Annotated in this window: 12 protein-coding genes; all 12 read right to left on the bottom strand. The window is 71.9% G+C overall.

All coding sequences use genetic code 11. The annotated features are described in order from the left end of the window. Nucleotides 1–295: 295 nt before the first annotated feature. The gene (locus ABZ822_RS12870) at nucleotides 296–2,479 is read right to left on the bottom strand and encodes a primosomal protein N' (protein ID WP_360851330.1); all 2,184 of its coding nucleotides are present in this window, start codon (nucleotides 2,477–2,479) and stop codon (nucleotides 296–298) included. A 123-nt stretch (nucleotides 2,480–2,602) separates the two neighbouring features. Further along, nucleotides 2,603–3,811, bottom strand: coding sequence for a methionine adenosyltransferase (gene metK / locus ABZ822_RS12865; protein WP_360851327.1), 1,209 nt, complete (start codon nucleotides 3,809–3,811; stop codon nucleotides 2,603–2,605). 242 nt (nucleotides 3,812–4,053) lie between these two features. After that, the gene (gene coaBC / locus ABZ822_RS12860) at nucleotides 4,054–5,265 is read right to left on the bottom strand and encodes a bifunctional phosphopantothenoylcysteine decarboxylase/phosphopantothenate--cysteine ligase CoaBC (RefSeq protein ID WP_360851324.1); all 1,212 of its coding nucleotides are present in this window, start codon (nucleotides 5,263–5,265) and stop codon (nucleotides 4,054–4,056) included. Between the two features lie 114 nt (nucleotides 5,266–5,379). Beyond that, a complete protein-coding gene (rpoZ, locus tag ABZ822_RS12855) occupies nucleotides 5,380–5,652 on the bottom strand; it encodes a DNA-directed RNA polymerase subunit omega (protein WP_003982715.1) in 273 nt (90 codons plus the stop codon). Between the two features lie 26 nt (nucleotides 5,653–5,678). Further along, nucleotides 5,679–6,299 carry a guanylate kinase gene (gmk, locus tag ABZ822_RS12850; protein WP_360851321.1) on the bottom strand — a complete coding sequence of 207 codons (621 nt, stop codon included), beginning with the start codon at nucleotides 6,297–6,299 and terminating at the stop codon, nucleotides 5,679–5,681. A 38-nt stretch (nucleotides 6,300–6,337) separates the two neighbouring features. After that, the gene (locus ABZ822_RS12845) at nucleotides 6,338–6,661 is read right to left on the bottom strand and encodes an integration host factor (protein WP_059125536.1); all 324 of its coding nucleotides are present in this window, start codon (nucleotides 6,659–6,661) and stop codon (nucleotides 6,338–6,340) included. 349 nt (nucleotides 6,662–7,010) lie between these two features. After that, on the bottom strand, nucleotides 7,011–7,853 hold the full coding sequence (gene pyrF, locus ABZ822_RS12840) for an orotidine-5'-phosphate decarboxylase (RefSeq protein WP_360851318.1): 843 nt from the start codon (nucleotides 7,851–7,853) through the stop codon (nucleotides 7,011–7,013). Further along, nucleotides 7,853–8,968, bottom strand: a complete 1,116-nt coding sequence (locus tag ABZ822_RS12835) for a quinone-dependent dihydroorotate dehydrogenase (protein ID WP_360851315.1) — start codon at nucleotides 8,966–8,968, stop codon at nucleotides 7,853–7,855. Before ABZ822_RS12835 ends, pyrF begins: the two co-directional genes overlap by 1 nt. A 98-nt stretch (nucleotides 8,969–9,066) precedes the next feature. Continuing rightward, the gene (gene carB / locus ABZ822_RS12830) at nucleotides 9,067–12,378 is read right to left on the bottom strand and encodes a carbamoyl-phosphate synthase large subunit (RefSeq protein WP_360851312.1); all 3,312 of its coding nucleotides are present in this window, start codon (nucleotides 12,376–12,378) and stop codon (nucleotides 9,067–9,069) included. After that, nucleotides 12,362–13,510: a glutamine-hydrolyzing carbamoyl-phosphate synthase small subunit gene (carA, locus tag ABZ822_RS12825; protein ID WP_360851309.1), complete on the bottom strand. Its 1,149-nt coding sequence runs from the start codon at nucleotides 13,508–13,510 to the stop codon at nucleotides 12,362–12,364. The genes carB and carA overlap by 17 nt, the downstream gene beginning before the upstream one ends. After that, complete coding sequence (locus ABZ822_RS12820; protein WP_360851306.1) at nucleotides 13,507–14,079, bottom strand: hypothetical protein; 573 nt, start codon at nucleotides 14,077–14,079, stop codon at nucleotides 13,507–13,509. Before ABZ822_RS12820 ends, carA begins: the two co-directional genes overlap by 4 nt. Continuing rightward, nucleotides 14,076–15,380, bottom strand: coding sequence for a dihydroorotase (locus tag ABZ822_RS12815; protein WP_360851303.1), 1,305 nt, complete (start codon nucleotides 15,378–15,380; stop codon nucleotides 14,076–14,078). Before ABZ822_RS12815 ends, ABZ822_RS12820 begins: the two co-directional genes overlap by 4 nt. Nucleotides 15,381–15,382: the final 2 nt, after the last annotated feature.

Raw genomic sequence — 15,382 nt, 5'->3', positions numbered from 1 at the left:
GTCGGCGCCTGGCCGTTCGACGCCGATCCCGCCGCGTCACGCGCCATCGGGCCGCCACTGCACCTGGTGCAGATCGGCGGCCCGCGCTGCGTGTCGGGGGTGCGTACGACGCGACGCCTGGACACGGCCCGACAGGCCCTTCGTCAACAGCCTCCGTCAACGGCCACACCATCAGCGGCGCCTCTCAACGGGGCGAGGGACAGCGCATCTCCGCACCCACGAGCACCCCGAACCCGCGGATGGGCGACGGCCGGACCGGCACCCTTGCTCCTCCCTCCGCAGGAGTGCGGCCGGCTCAGCCCAGATCCGGCGGGTCGATCCGGACGCGCACCGGCTCCCCCTCGCGCCTCACCGCACGCCCCGCCTGCGCGGTCTTCAGCGCCGACGCCAGCGCCGCGCCGTTCCCCGGGCGGACGCGCAACAGCGTGCGCTCCCAGTTCTCCCCCGTCCGCGATCCGCCCTGCGCGGCCGGCGGCGGATCGCCCGCCCGCCGCGGTCGGCCCGGAGGCGGGGCGGGCAGCGGTACCGGCCCCAACACTTCGGTCCCTTCCGGCAGTTGAGCCGCGTCGAGCAGATCCGTCACATCGTCCGGGCGGCCGACGAGCGCCGCCATCCGGGAGACCGGGGGGAAGCCGAGTTCGGCCCGTTCCGCGAGTTCGCGCACCGCGTGACCTGCGGGGTCCCAGCGGACCAGGGCCTGTACGGGCCGCAGCGTCGGCTCGGCGACGACCACGACCGTGCCGCCGTCGTCCTGGCCCCGCACCAGTGCCGCCGCGCCCAGCCAGCGCCGCAGCGCCTCCTCCCCCGCCCGCAGGTCGGGGCGGCCGAGCATGGCCCAGCCGTCGAGCAGCAGCGCCGCCGCGTAGCCGCCGTCGGCGACCGGCTCCGCGCCGGGGGTACTGACGATCAGGGCGGGCCCGCCGGGCACGGTGTCCAGGACGTGGTCGCGCCCCGAGGTCCGCACCGGGACGGAGGGAAAGGCGCGACCCAGTTCCTCAGCCGTGCGCCGCGCCCCCACGACCTGCGCGCGCAACCGCGCTCCCCCGCACTCCGCGCAGTGCCAGTCCGATTCCGTACGCCCGCACCAGCCGCACCGCAGCCCGCCCTCGTCCTGCCCTTCGAGCGGCCCCGAGCACTGCCGGCAGCGCGCCGGGGTCCGGCACCGCTCGCAGGAGAGCCGTGGCACATACCCCCGGCGCGGTACCTGGATGAGGACCGGCCCGCTCCGCAGACCCTCGCGCACCACCTGCCAGGCGATGGTGGGCAGCCGGGCGACGCGCGCGGCCTCGTCGCGGGCCTGGTCGGCGTCACCGACGGTACGGATCAGCGGCGCGGCCGACCGGACCTGCTCACGCGGTGCCGCGAGCGGCAACGCCCAGCCCGTTTCGACGAGTTGGGCGCCCTCGACCGTGCAGCCGACCCCGCCGAGCAGGAAGGCGGCCTTCTCGTGCGCGGCGCGCAGCAGCAGCACCTCGCGGGCGTGCGGCTGCGGCGCGTGCTGCTCGCTGTGGCTGGAGTCCCCGTCGTCCCAGATCGCCGCGAGACCGAGGTCCCGTACGGGGGCGAACATGGCGGCCCGGGTCCCGATCACGGCACGCACGCTGCCCCGGTTCACCGCGAGCCACCGGCGGTAGCGCTCCTCGGGGCCGCTGTCCGCGGTGAGCAGCACATGGCGGCCGGTGCCGACAAGGGCGGTGAGCGCGGCATCGACGCGCGCGGCCGTGCGTCCGTCCGGCACGACGACGAGCGCGCCCCTCCCGGAGGCGAGCGTGGCAGCGGCGGCGCGGGCGAGTTCGTCCGCCCAGTGCGGTCCGGGCAGAGCGGCCCAGACGGCCCGGGGTGCGTCGCCCCGCGCGAGGGCCTGGAGGTAACCAGGGCCGTTGGCGTAACGCGTCCACGGGCCGGGCCCGGGCGGCGGGGGCGACGGCAGCGGGTCCGTGAAGGGCTCGCCCTCGGGGCGTACGCGGCGCGGGGGGACGGCGAGTTGGACGACATCGGCGAGCGCACCGGCGTACCGGTCGGCGACCGCCCGGCACAGGGCGAGGAGGGCGGGTCCGAGGACCGGTTCCGGGGAGAGGACCTGGGCGATCGGGGCCAGCGGCCCGCTGTAGTCGCTCTCCGCGCGCCGCTCGACGATGAACCCGTCGTGCAGTTCACCGCCCTCGCGGCGGCCCTTGACGACGCGGGCGCCGAACCGGACGCGGACCCGGGCGCCCGGCACGGCCTCGGCGTCCATCGCGGCGGGCACGGCGTAGTCGAAGAACTGGTCGAGGTGGATCAGGCCCTTGTCGACGAGCACCCGCGCCACGGGGTGGTGTTCGGCGAGCGCCGCGCCGCGCCAGGTGCGGGGCTTGGCCCTCGGCACTTTCGCCGTGCGCACGGTCTCGCGGATGAGCGCGAGCTGCTCGCCGCCCTGCGCGTCCGCGCCGGGGGACTTCTGCCGCGGGTCCTCGCCCGGCGGCCCGTTCTCGCTGCTCACACCCACCGTCCTACCAGACGGGACCGACACCTCACGGCCCGGACGCCGTACGGGCGCACGCCCGCGCGACGGCGGCGGCCCCGGACCGCTCGGTCCGGGGCCGCCGCCGTGATCTGCCTGAGGCTACAGCCCCACCTCGGCGCGGAGCGCGTCGACGCGGTCCGTCCTCTCCCAGGTGAAGTCCGGGAGTTCGCGGCCGAAGTGACCGTAGGCCGCGGTCTGGGCGTAGATCGGGCGCAGCAGGTCCAGGTCGCGGATGATCGCGGCCGGGCGGAGGTCGAAGACCTTGGAGATGGCCTTCTCGATCTTCTCCACGTCGACCGTCGCGGTGCCGAAGGTCTCGATGAAGAGACCGACGGGCTCGGCCTTGCCGATCGCGTACGCCACCTGCACCTCGCAGCGGGAGGCCAGCCCGGCCGCCACGACGTTCTTCGCGACCCAGCGCATCGCGTACGCCGCCGAGCGGTCGACCTTGGACGGGTCCTTGCCGGAGAAGGCGCCGCCGCCGTGGCGGGACATGCCGCCGTAGGTGTCGATGATGATCTTCCGGCCGGTGAGCCCGGCGTCGCCCATCGGGCCGCCGATCTCGAAGCGCCCGGTGGGGTTCACCAGGAGGCGGTAGCCGCTGGTGTCGAGCTTGATGCCGTCATCGGTGAGCTGGTTGATGACGTGCTCGACGACGAACTCCCGGATGTCGGGCGCCAGCAGCGAGTCCAGGTCGATGTCGGAGGCGTGCTGCGAGGAGACCACGACGGTGTCGAGGCGGACGGCCTTGTCGCCGTCGTACTCGACGGTGACCTGGGTCTTGCCGTCGGGGCGCAGGTACGGGATGGTCCCGTTCTTCCGCACCTCCGAGAGCCGGCGCGAGAGCCGGTGCGCCAGGTTGATCGGCAGCGGCATCAGCTCGGGCGTCTCGTCGCAGGCGTACCCGAACATCAGGCCCTGGTCGCCGGCGCCCTGCCGGTCCAGCTCGTCCTCATCGCCCTCGACACGCTTCTCGTACGCGGCGTCGACGCCCTGCGCGATGTCCGGCGACTGCGCACCGATGGACACCGAGACGCCACAGGAGGCGCCGTCGAAGCCCTTCTTGGAGGAGTCGTAGCCGATCTCGAGGATCTTGTTGCGGACGAGGGTGGCGATCGGCGCGTACGCCTTGGTCGTCACCTCACCTGCCACGTGCACCAGGCCCGTGGTGATCAGGGTCTCCACGGCGACCCGCGACGTGGGGTCCTCCTGGAGCAGCGCGTCGAGAATCGTGTCGCTGATCTGGTCAGCGATCTTGTCGGGGTGGCCCTCGGTCACGGACTCCGAGGTGAACAGGCGGCGGGACACATCGCTCCCTGGGGTTGCAGCGGCTGCTGGCTGATCATGGCTGGACCCGTGCGGGGGCTGCGCCCGACGCGGATCCGGCACCAGTTTATCGGTCACTTCCGGCGAACGGACAGGGCATCTCGCTCTGTGGGAGCGCTATGACCTGCGGAACCGACCGTTCACGGGTCGTTCGTCCTCCGTTCCCCCTCCATGAGTCGGGCGTGTCGTCCGCTTCCGGACCAACGCGGAACGATCGGAAAATATCAGCGGACGCGCTGCCCCACCAGATCCCAGACGATCTCGGCCAGGGCTTCCTTGGGCCCGTACGGCACGGGTGTCTCGGTACCGTCGGCGCCGAGCACGACCGCCTCGTTCGCCTCCGAACCGAAGGTCTTGCGCTCCCCCACCTCGTTGACGACGAGCAGGTCACAGCCCTTGCGCTCCAGCTTCGCGCGGCCGTTGGCGAGCACGTCGTCGGTCTCGGCGGCGAAGCCGACGATCACCTGGCCGGACCGCGCCCGCTCGGCCGAGATCTCGGCGAGCACATCGGGGTTCCGCACCAGGGCGATGGGCTCGGGCTCCGCGCCGTCCTTCTTCTTGATCTTGCCCTCGGCGTACCGGGCGGGCCGGAAGTCGGCGACCGCGGCGGCCATGACCACCGCGTCCGCGTCGGCGGCTGCCTTCAGCACGGCCTCACGGAGCTGCACGGCGGTGCCGACCGGCACCACGTCGACGCCCGCGGGGTCCGGCAGGCCGGTGGTGTTGGCGGCGACGAGCGTCACCCGCGCGCCGCGGGCCACGGCCGTACGGGCGAGGGCGTAGCCCTGCTTGCCCGACGAGCGGTTGCCGAGGAAGCGGACGGGGTCCAGCGGCTCGCGGGTGCCGCCCGCGCTGACGACGACGTGGAGCCCCGCGAGGTCCTGCTGCTGGGCCGCGGCCCCGCGGGCCAGGACGCGGCGGCAGACGTCGAAGATCTCGGCGGGCTCGGGGAGCCGGCCCTTGCCGGTGTCCACGCCGGTCAGACGCCCCACGGCCGGCTCGACGACGACGGCGCCGCGGCGGCGCAGCGTCGCCACGTTCTCCTGTGTGGCCGGGTGTTCCCACATCTCGGTGTGCATGGCGGGCGCGAAGACCACCGGACATCGCGCCGTGAGGAGGGTGTTGGTGAGCAGGTCGCCGGCGAGGCCGTGGGCGGCCTTGGCGAGCAGGTCGGCGGTGGCGGGGGCGACCACCACGAGGTCGGCCTCCTGCCCGATTCGGACGTGCGGCACCTCGTGGACGGACTCCCACACCTCGGTCGACACGGGGTTGCCGGACAGCGCCGACCAGGTCGCCTCACCGACGAAGTGGAGCGCGGAGTCAGTCGGAACGACGCGTACGTCATGGCCGGACTCGGTCAGACGGCGCAGCAGCTCGCATGCCTTGTAGGCGGCGATCCCGCCGCTGACCCCCAGAACGACCTTGGGCTTGTCCATCGCTCTCCCCACACCGTGACCTCGTACGGGCCTGTACCCACCCATGACACACCACAGGCCCGGCGGACGCGCCGCCGGGCCTGGGTCGAAACGATCCGGTACTGCTGGTTGCTGCTACTGCGCGGGGCCCTCGACGGCCTCGGAGGTCAGCAGACCCGCGTTGATCTCACGAAGAGCGATCGAGAGCGGCTTCTCGTGCACGTGGGTGTCCACGAGAGGGCCGACGTACTCGAGCAGACCCTCGCCGAGCTGGGAGTAGTACGCGTTGATCTGGCGCGCGCGCTTGGCCGCGTAGATCACGAGGCTGTACTTCGAGTCCGTGGCCTCGAGAAGCTCGTCGATCGGCGGGTTGATGATGCCCTCGGGCGCGGTGATGGAAGAGGACACGCTCTACCTTCCGAAAGGGGAGAAGATCAGGAAACTCGCATCAAAGATAGCAGCTCGCGGGCCACGTCCTCGACGGAGGTGTTGACCAGGGTGGTATCGAACTCGGACTCGGCCGCGAGCTCCGTCGTCGCGGCCTGGAGCCGGCGCTCGATGACCTCCGGCGGCTCGGTGCCCCGGCCCGTGAGCCGGCGGACCAGCTCGTCCCAGCTCGGCGGGGCGAGGAAGACGAGCTGCGCGTCCGGCATGGACTCGCGGACCAGCCGCGCGCCCTGGAGGTCGATCTCCAGCAGCACCGGTTCACCGGCGTCGAGGTGATCGAGGACGGCTCTTCGGGGCGTGCCGTAGCGGTTCCCTGCGAACTCGGCCCACTCCAGCAGCTCACCGTTGGCGATGAGCTTGTCGAACTCCTCGTCCTCCACGAAGAAGTACTGGACGCCGTGCCGCTCCCCTGGGCGGGGCTTGCGGGTGGTCGCCGAGACGGAGAGCCAGACCTCGGGATGAGCCTTGCGCAGATGGGCGACGACCGTGCTCTTCCCGACCCCGGAGGGGCCGGAGAGCACGGTCAGTCGCGGACGTGCGTCCGGAGGGGCCGGGGTTTCCCCCGGCGTCTCGAGGGGACGGTGCGTCCCCCGGGATGTAGCGGCCATGGGGCGATTATCCAGGTTCCCGGGAGTCCCCGGGAACATCAGGAGGTGGCGCCGCCGAACTCGCGCTCGAGGGACGCGATCTGGTTGGACCCGAGACCGCGCACACGACGGCTCTCGGAGATGCCGAGCCGCTCCATGATCTGCTTGGCGCGGACCTTGCCGACGCCGGGAAGGGACTCCAGGAGAGCGGAGACCTTCATCTTGCCGATGACGTCGTTCTCCTGACCCTGCTTGATGACCTCGTGCAGCGAGGCACCGGAGTGCTTGAGTCGATTCTTGACCTCGGCCCGCTCCCGGCGAGCCGCGGCGGCCTTTTCGAGCGCGGCTGCGCGCTGTTCAGGGGTAAGGGGCGGAAGAGCCACGCCTACGTCACCTCGGATGTCGAACTGTCGGATACGGACCGGTGAGGAACCTAGTCGCCCCACACCTGCGGAGCAACGAGCAACGCGCTTGCACGTTGGCTCTGCGACGGAGACTAGCGGCCAAGGGCGCCTGAGTCAGCGAGAACGGCGGAAAAGTCCTGGTCAGCCTCGCTTGACTGGGACATTTAGGACAAATAGCCCCTGGTTTCCCTCGAAATTGTTCAACAGCGTGACCTGCACGACCGCGGAAAGACGGCCCCGCAGGGCGCGTCCGGGCTCCCGCACCGGTTCCGCCCGCACCCGATCTGTAGGGAATTCCCTGAGCGACCCGCGGCGGGAACCGGTCCCGTCAGCTTCCCCGCACGGCCGCCCGTACCTCGTCGGCGAGCCGGGACGCCGCGTCCCGCAGCCCCGCCGCGTCGGGACCGTGGCGGAGCACCCCGCGGCTGACGCTGGGCACCACGTTGCCCACCGCCGCGCCGAAGACACCCGGCAGATCCGCCGGCGTCGCGCCCTGCGCACCGATCCCGGGCGCGAGCAGCGGGCCGTTGATCGCGAGGTCGGCGTCCGCGTCGCCGAGGGTGGCGCCGACGACCGCGCCGACGGATCCCAGCGGAGCCGCGCCCGCGTTCTCGGCCGCCATGTGGTCGAGCATCACCTGCGCGAGGGACCGGCCGTCCGCGGCGGCGGCCCGCTGCACCTCGGCCCCCTCGGGGTTGGAGGTGAGCGCGAGGACGAAGACCCCGCAGCCGGCCGCGGACGCCGCGTCCAGCGCCGGTCGCAGCGAGCCGAAGCCGAGGTACGGGCTGACCGTCACCGCGTCGGAGAACAGCGGGCTGTCCTGGTGCAGATAGGTGGCGGCGTACGCGCCCATGGTGGAGCCGATGTCGCCGCGCTTGGCGTCCATGAGCACCAGGGCCCCGGCCGAGCGGGCCTCGGCGACCGCCTGCTCCAGGACGGCGATGCCGCGGGAGCCGAAGCGCTCGAAGAACGCGGACTGCGGCTTGAGGACGGCCACACGATCGGCCAGGGCCTCGACGACCGTACGGGTGAACCGCTCCAGACCCGCGACGTCGTCGGCCAGCCCCCAGCCGGTGAGCAGCGAGGCGTGCGGGTCGATCCCGACGCACAGCGGGCCGCGGGTGTCCATGGCGCGGCGCAGACGCGCGCCGAAGGGCTCCGGTTCGGTCATCAGGCGGCAGCCTTCCGGGTCTCGGCGCCGACGGCGTCGGCGAGGGTGGCGTACGGGCTCCGGGCGAGGCGGTCGGCGAGCCCGGCGTTGATCGTGCGGCACCACCAGGGGCCGGCGTAGACGAAGGCGCTGTAGCCCTGGACGAGCGTTGCGCCGGCGAGGATGCGCTCCCAGGCGTCGTCGGCGGTCTCGATCCCGCCCACGCCGACGAGCGTGATCCGGTCGCCCACGCGCGCGTAGAGCCGGCGCAGGACCTCCAGGGAACGGGCCTTCAGCGGGGCGCCGGAGAGCCCTCCGGCGCCGATGGCCTCGATCTCGGGCTTCCCGGTGGCCAGGCCCAGGCCGTCGCGGGCGATGGTGGTGTTGGTGGCGATGATGCCGTCGAGGCCCAGCTCGACCGCGAGATCGGCGACGCCGTCGACGTCCTCGTCGGCGAGATCCGGGGCGATCTTGACGAGCAGCGGGACGCGGCGGGAGGTCACCGTACGGTCGGCGGCCTCGCGGACTGCCGCGAGCAGCGGACGCAGGTGCTCGACGGCCTGCAGATTCCTCAGTCCGGGTGTGTTCGGTGAGCTGACGTTGACGACGAGGTAGTCGGCGTGGGGCGCGAGGCGTTCGGTCGACGTCACATAGTCGCCGACGGCTTCAGCCTCCGGGACGACCTTCGTCTTGCCGATATTGACGCCGACGACGGCCGGGAAGACCGCCCGGCGCGCGGTGAGCCGGGCGGCGACGGCGGCCGAACCGTCGTTGTTGAAGCCCATGCGGTTGATCAGGGCGCGGTCCGGGACCAGCCGGAACAGCCGCTGCCTGGGGTTGCCCGGCTGCGGCTGCGCGGTCACCGTGCCGATCTCGACGTGGCCGAATCCGAGCATGGACAGCCCGTCGATCCCGGTCGCGTTCTTGTCGAAGCCGGCGGCGAGACCGAAGGGCCCGGGCATGCGCAGACCCAGGGCCTCGGTCCGCAGCGCCCGCTGCCGCGGTGCCAGGACGGCCGCGACGAGGGTCCGCAGGACGGGGACGCGGGCAGCGAGCCGGATCCAGGAGAACGCCAGGTGGTGGGCCCGCTCGGGGTCCATCCGCCGGAAGATCAGTCGGAACAGGAGGGAGTACATGGTGGGCGGGGCCTTCCGCGGCGAGCAGGGATGTCCGGGGACCGGGGTGACCGGAAGTCCGCCCACCCGCCGGCGGGGGCGGGTGGGCGGAGGAGGGCCTAGGCCGTACGGGCCGCGGTCAGATGCTCCGCGTGCTCCTGGAGGGAGCGGACCCCGACGTCGCCCCGGCTCAGCGCCTCGATGCCCTGGACGGCGGCGGCGAGCGCCTGGACCGTCGTCAGGCAGGGGACACCGCGGGCGACCGCGGCCGTTCGGATGTCGTAGCCGTCGAGACGGCCGCCGGTGCCGTACGGGGTGTTGACGATCAGGTCGACGTGACCTTCGTGGATGAGCTGCACGATGGTCTTCTCGCCGTGAGGGCCCTCGCCCTCGCTGTTCTTGCGTACGACGGTGGCGTTGATGCCGTTGCGCTTGAGGACCTCGGCGGTGCCGGAGGTGGCGAGGAGTTCGAAGCCCATGCCGACCAGTTCGCGGGCCGGGAAGATCATCGAGCGCTTGTCGCGGTTGGCGACGGAGACGAAGGCGCGGCCCTTGGTGGGCAGCGCGCCGTACGCCCCGGCCTGCGACTTGGCGTACGCGGTGCCGAAGACGGAGTCGATGCCCATGACCTCGCCGGTGGACCGCATCTCCGGGCCGAGGATGGTGTCCACGCCGCGCCCCGAGGCGTCCCGGAAGCGGCTCCAGGGCATCACGGCCTCCTTGACGGAGATCGGCGCGTCCAACGGGAGCGTGCCGCCGTCCCCGGCGGCCGGGAGCAGACCCTCCGACCGCAGCTCGGCGATCGTCGCGCCGAGCGAGATCCGGGCCGCGGCCTTGGCCAGCGGTACGGCGGTGGCCTTGGAGGTGAAGGGGACCGTGCGGGAGGCGCGCGGATTGGCCTCCAGGACGTAGAGGATGTCCCCGGCCATGGCGAACTGGATGTTGATCAGTCCGCGGACGCCGACGCCCTTGGCGATGGCCTCGGTGGAGGTGCGCAGGCGCTTGATGTCGAAGCCGCCGAGGGTGATCGGGGGCAGCGCGCAGGCGGAGTCGCCGGAGTGGATGCCGGCTTCCTCGATGTGCTCCATGACGCCGCCGAGGTAGAGCTCCTGGCCGTCGTAGAGCGCGTCGACGTCGATCTCGATGGCGTCGTCGAGGAAGCGGTCGATGAGGACCGGGTGCTCGGAGATGAGGCCGGCGTGGCGGGTGAGGTACTCAGCCAGCGAGGGCTCGTCGTAGACGATCTCCATGCCGCGGCCGCCCAGGACGTACGAGGGGCGGACCATGACCGGGTAGCCGATCTCGGCGGCGATGCGCCCGGCCTCGCCGAAGGAGAAGGCGGTGCCGTACTTCGGCGCGGGCAGCCCGGCCTCCGTGAGGACCCGGCCGAACGCGCCGCGGTCCTCGGCGGCGTGGATCGCCTCGGGCGAGGTGCCGACGATCGGCACGCCGTTGTCCTTCAGCGCCTGGGCCAGTCCCAGCGGGGTCTGCCCTCCGAGCTGGACGACGACGCCCGCGACCGGGCCGGCCTGGGTCTCGGCGTGGACGATCTCCAGGACGTCCTCCAGGGTGAGCGGCTCGAAGTAGAGCCGGTCGGAGGTGTCGTAGTCCGTGGAGACGGTCTCCGGGTTGCAGTTGACCATGACGGTCTCGTAGCCCGCGTCGTGCAGCGCGAAGGAGGCGTGCACACAGGAGTAGTCGAACTCGATGCCCTGGCCGATGCGGTTCGGGCCGGAGCCGAGAATGATCACCGCGGGCTTCTCGCGCGCCGCGACCTCGGTCTCCTCGTCGTAGGAGGAGTAGAAGTACGGCGTACGGGCGGCGAATTCGGCGGCGCAGGTGTCGACGGTCTTGTAGACCGGGCGGATACCGAGCGCGTGCCGCACCTCGCGGACGACGTCCTCGCGCAGCCCCCGGATCTCGGCGATCTGGGCGTCGGAGAAGCCGTAGCGCTTGGCCTCGGCGAGCAGCTCGGGGCCGAGTTCGTCGGCCTCGGCGATCTCGTCCGCGATCTCCTTGATCAGGAAGAGCTGGTCGGTGAACCAGGGGTCGATCTTGGTGGAGGAGAAGACCTCGTCCGGGGTGGCGCCGGCGCGGATGGCCCGCATCACGGTGTTGATCCGGCCGTCGGTCGGGACGGAGGCGGTCTCCAGCAGGACACCCCGCTCCCCCGGGTCGCCGGTGAAGGCGAACTGGCTGCCCTTCTTCTCCAGGGAGCGCAGCGCCTTCTGCAGCGCCTCGGGGAAGTTGCGGCCGATGGCCATGGCCTCGCCGACCGACTTCATGGTGGTGGTGAGGGTGGCGTCGGCGGCGGGGAACTTCTCGAACGCGAACCGCGGCACCTTCACGACCACGTAGTCGAGCGTGGGCTCGAACGACGCCGGGGTCTCGCGAGTGATGTCGTTGGGGATCTCGTCGAGGGTGTATCCGACGGCGAGCTTGGCCGCGATCTTCGCGATCGGGAAGCCGGTCGCCTTCGACGCGAGCGCCGAGGAGCGGGAGACCCGCGGGTTCATCTCGATGACGATCACCCGGCCGTCCGCCGGGTTGACCGCGAACTGGATGTTGCAGCCGCCGGTGTCCACGCCGACCTCGCGGATGACGGCGATGCCGATGTCCCGCAGGATCTGGTACTCGCGGTCGGTCAGCGTCATCGCCGGGGCGACCGTGATCGAGTCACCGGTGTGCACGCCCATCGGATCGAAGTTCTCGATGGAGCAGACGACCACGACGTTGTCGTGCTTGTCGCGCATCAGCTCCAGCTCGTACTCCTTCCAGCCGAGGATCGACTCCTCCAGGAGCACCTCGGTGGTCGGGGAGAGCGTGAGGCCCTGGCCGGCGATACGGCGCAGCTCCTCCTCGTCGTGCGCGAAGCCGGAGCCCGCGCCTCCCATGGTGAAGGACGGCCGGACGACGACGGGGTAGCCGCCCAGCTCCTCGACGCCCGCGAGGACCTCGTCCATGGAGTGGCAGATGACCGAGCGGGCGGACTCACCGTGACCGGTCTGCGCGCGGACGGCCTCGACGACGTGCTTGAACTGGTCGCGGTCCTCGCCCTTGTGGATGGCCTCGACGTTGGCGCCGATCAGCTCGACGCCGTACTCCTGGAGCGTGCCCGACTCGTGCAGGGAGATCGCGGTGTTGAGCGCGGTCTGGCCGCCGAGGGTGGGCAGCAGCGCGTCGGGGCGCTCCTTGGCGATGATCTTCTCGACGATGTCCGGGGTGATCGGCTCGACGTACGTGGCGTCGGCGATCTCCGGGTCGGTCATGATCGTGGCCGGGTTGGAGTTGACCAGGATCACGCGCATGCCCTCGGCCTTGAGGACACGGCAGGCCTGGGTGCCGGAGTAGTCGAATTCGGCGGCCTGGCCGATGACGATCGGTCCTGATCCGATGACCAGGACGGAGTGGATGTCAGTGCGCTTGGGCACGCTGGTCCTCCATGAGGGAGACGAAGCGGTCGAACAGGTACGCGGCGTCGTGCGGACCCGCGGCCGCCTCGGGGTGGTACTGGACGCTGAAGGCCGGGACATCGAGGCACCGCAGACCCTCGACCACGCCGTCGTTGAGGCAGACGTGGGAGACCTGGGCGCGCCCGAAGGGGGTTTCGGAGTCGCGGTCGAGCGGCGCGTCGACGGCGAAACCGTGGTTGTGCGCGGTGACCTCGACCTTGCCGCTGGCGCGGTCCTGGACCGGCTGGTTGATACCGCGGTGGCCGTACTTCAGCTTGAACGTGCCGAAGCCGAGCGCGCGGCCGAGGATCTGGTTGCCGAAGCAGATGCCGAACAGCGGCGTCCTGCGCTCCAGCACGCCGCGCATGAGCGAGACGGGGTGGTCGGCGGTGGCCGGGTCGCCCGGACCGTTGGAGAAGAACACCCCGTCCGGGTTCACCGCGTAGATGTCCTCCACCGACGCGGTCGCGGGCAGGACGTGCACCTCGATGCCGCGCTGGGCCATGCGGTGCGGCGTCATGCCCTTGATGCCGAGGTCGACCGCGGCCACGGTGAACTTCTTCTCCCCGATGGCCGGGACGACATATGTCTCGGTGGTGGCCACCTCGGCGCTGAGGTTCGCGCCCTTCATCTGCGGCGCCGCCTGGACGCGCGCCAGCATGGCCGCATCGTCGCCGATCGCCGCACCGGAGAAGATCCCGACGCGCATCGCCCCGCGCTCCCGCAGGTGACGCGTCAGCGCGCGGGTGTCGATCCCGCTGATCCCGACCACGCCCTGAGCGGCCAGCTCCTCGTCCAGGCCGCGCACGGAGCGCCAGTTGGACGGCAGACGGGCCGGGTCACGGACCACGTACCCGGCGACCCAGATCCGCTTCGACTCCGGATCCTCGTCGTTGACGCCGGTGTTCCCGATGTGGGGCGCGGTCATGACGACGACCTGGCGGTGGTACGAGGGATCGGTCAGCGTCTCCTGGTAGCCGGTCATGCCGGTGGAGAAGACGGCCTCACCGAAGGTCTCCCCCACGGCCCCGTAGGCACGGCCGCGGAAGATGCGGCCGTCCTCCAGGACGAGTACGGCGGGGGTCCTGGCCCCCCGGGTGGAGGTCGTCATCGTGCGCCTTCCTGGTGGGTGGTGGTGCTGTCGAGCGTGGTGACCCAGGCCCGGTGCTCCTCGGAGCGGTCGGATCGGAAGCCGGAGTCGATCAGGGTGTCGCCGTGCTGCCAGGTGATCACCAGCAGACCGCCCTCGGTGAGGACCTTGCCCGCGATGCCCTTGTCGAGCCGGGCGCCGCGCAGGGCGCCGGCTGGCACGAAGAAGTCCCGGGCACCGGGGCGCAGGACCGACAGGCCCTCGTCGGTGAGCGTCAGCTCCGCGCGGCTGCGGGTGCCGAGACCGTGGGCCACGATCCGGTCGAGCCACTGTCCGGCGGTGGTCGAGCCGTGGTAGCGGCCGGTCATCGTCAGCCGGGGCTCACCGGCGGTCTCCGGGGCCTCGGGCAGATCGGGGATGCCCGACTGGAGCGTGGCGCGCCACTTCCAGCCCTCGCGCATCAGCCAGTAGAGCAGCGCGACGAAGAGCAGCAGGCCAACGACCCAGCCCAGGCGTGCGGCGAGGTCTGTGACGTCCTGGGACTTCTGCTCGGCGGCCAGCTCGGCGGCGAGTCGGATGTGTGGTGTCACGCCAGCTTCCCGTCCACGACCGTTGCCCGGCCCCGCAGGAAGGTGTGGGTGACGCGCCCCGGCAGCTCGCGGCCCTCGTACGGGGTGTTGCGGCTGCGGGAGGCGAAGCCCGCGGGGTCCACGAGACCACGGTATGCCGGATCGACGAGGGTCAGGTTGGCCGGTTCACCCACCGAGACGGGACGTCCGTGACCCTCCAGGCGGCCGATGGCGGCCGGGCGGAAGGACATGCGCTCGGCGACCTGGGCCCAGTCGAGCAGGCCGGTGTCGACCATCGTGTGCTGGACGACGGAGAGCGCGGTCTCCAGGCCGACCATGCCCATGGCCGCCGCGCCCCACTCGCAGTCCTTGTCCTCGTGCGGGTGCGGGGCGTGGTCGGTGGCGACGCAGTCGATGGTGCCGTCGGCGAGGGCCTCGCGCAGGGCCATGACGTCGGCCTCGGTGCGCAGCGGCGGGTTCACCTTGTAGACGGGGTCGTAGGACCGTACGAGCTCGTCGGTGAGCAGCAGGTGGTGTGGGGTGACCTCGGCGGTCACGTTCCAGCCCTTGGACTTGGCCCAGCGGACGATCTCGACCGAGCCCGCGGTGGACAGGTGGCAGATGTGCACGCGGGAGCCGACGTGGGCGGCCAGCAGCACGTCGCGGGAGATGATCGACTCCTCGGCGACGGCGGGCCAGCCGCCGAGGCCGAGCTCGGCGGAGACGACGCCCTCGTTCATCTGGGCGCCCTCGGTGAGGCGGGGCTCCTGGGCGTGCTGGGCGATGACGCCGTCGAAGGCCTTCACGTACTCCAGGGCCCTGCGCATGATCACGGCGTCGTCGACGCACTTGCCGTCGTCGGAGAAGACGCGGACACCGGCGGCGGAGTCGTGCATGGCGCCCAGCTCGGCGAGCTTCTTGCCCTCGAGGCCGACGGTGACGGCGCCGACGGGCTGGACGTCGCAGTAGCCCGACTCGCGGCCGAGCCGGAAGACCTGCTCGACGACGCCGGCGGTGTCGGCCACGGGGAAGGTGTTGGCCATGGCGTGGACGGCGGTGAACCCGCCGACGGCGGCCGCGCGGGTGCCGGTCAGGACGGTCTCGGAGTCCTCGCGCCCCGGCTCGCGCAGATGCGTGTGCAGGTCGACCAGGCCCGGCAGCAGGATCTGCCCGTCCGCGTCGATCACGGTGGCGTCCTCGGCGCCGGAGACCGCCGGATCGGCGCCGATCGCGGTGATGGTCTCACCGGTGATGAGGACGTCCCCAGGCTCGCCGCCGAGGATCCGCGCACCGCGGAGGAGGGTCTTCTTCGGTTCGCTCACGG

The sequence above is a fragment of the Streptomyces sp. NPDC047108 genome, from assembly GCF_040643575.1.
In the GTDB taxonomy this organism is placed as follows: domain Bacteria; phylum Actinomycetota; class Actinomycetes; order Streptomycetales; family Streptomycetaceae; genus Streptomyces.
Note: the sequence above shows the minus strand (reverse complement) of the source record. Positions and strands in the feature narration are given on the sequence as shown.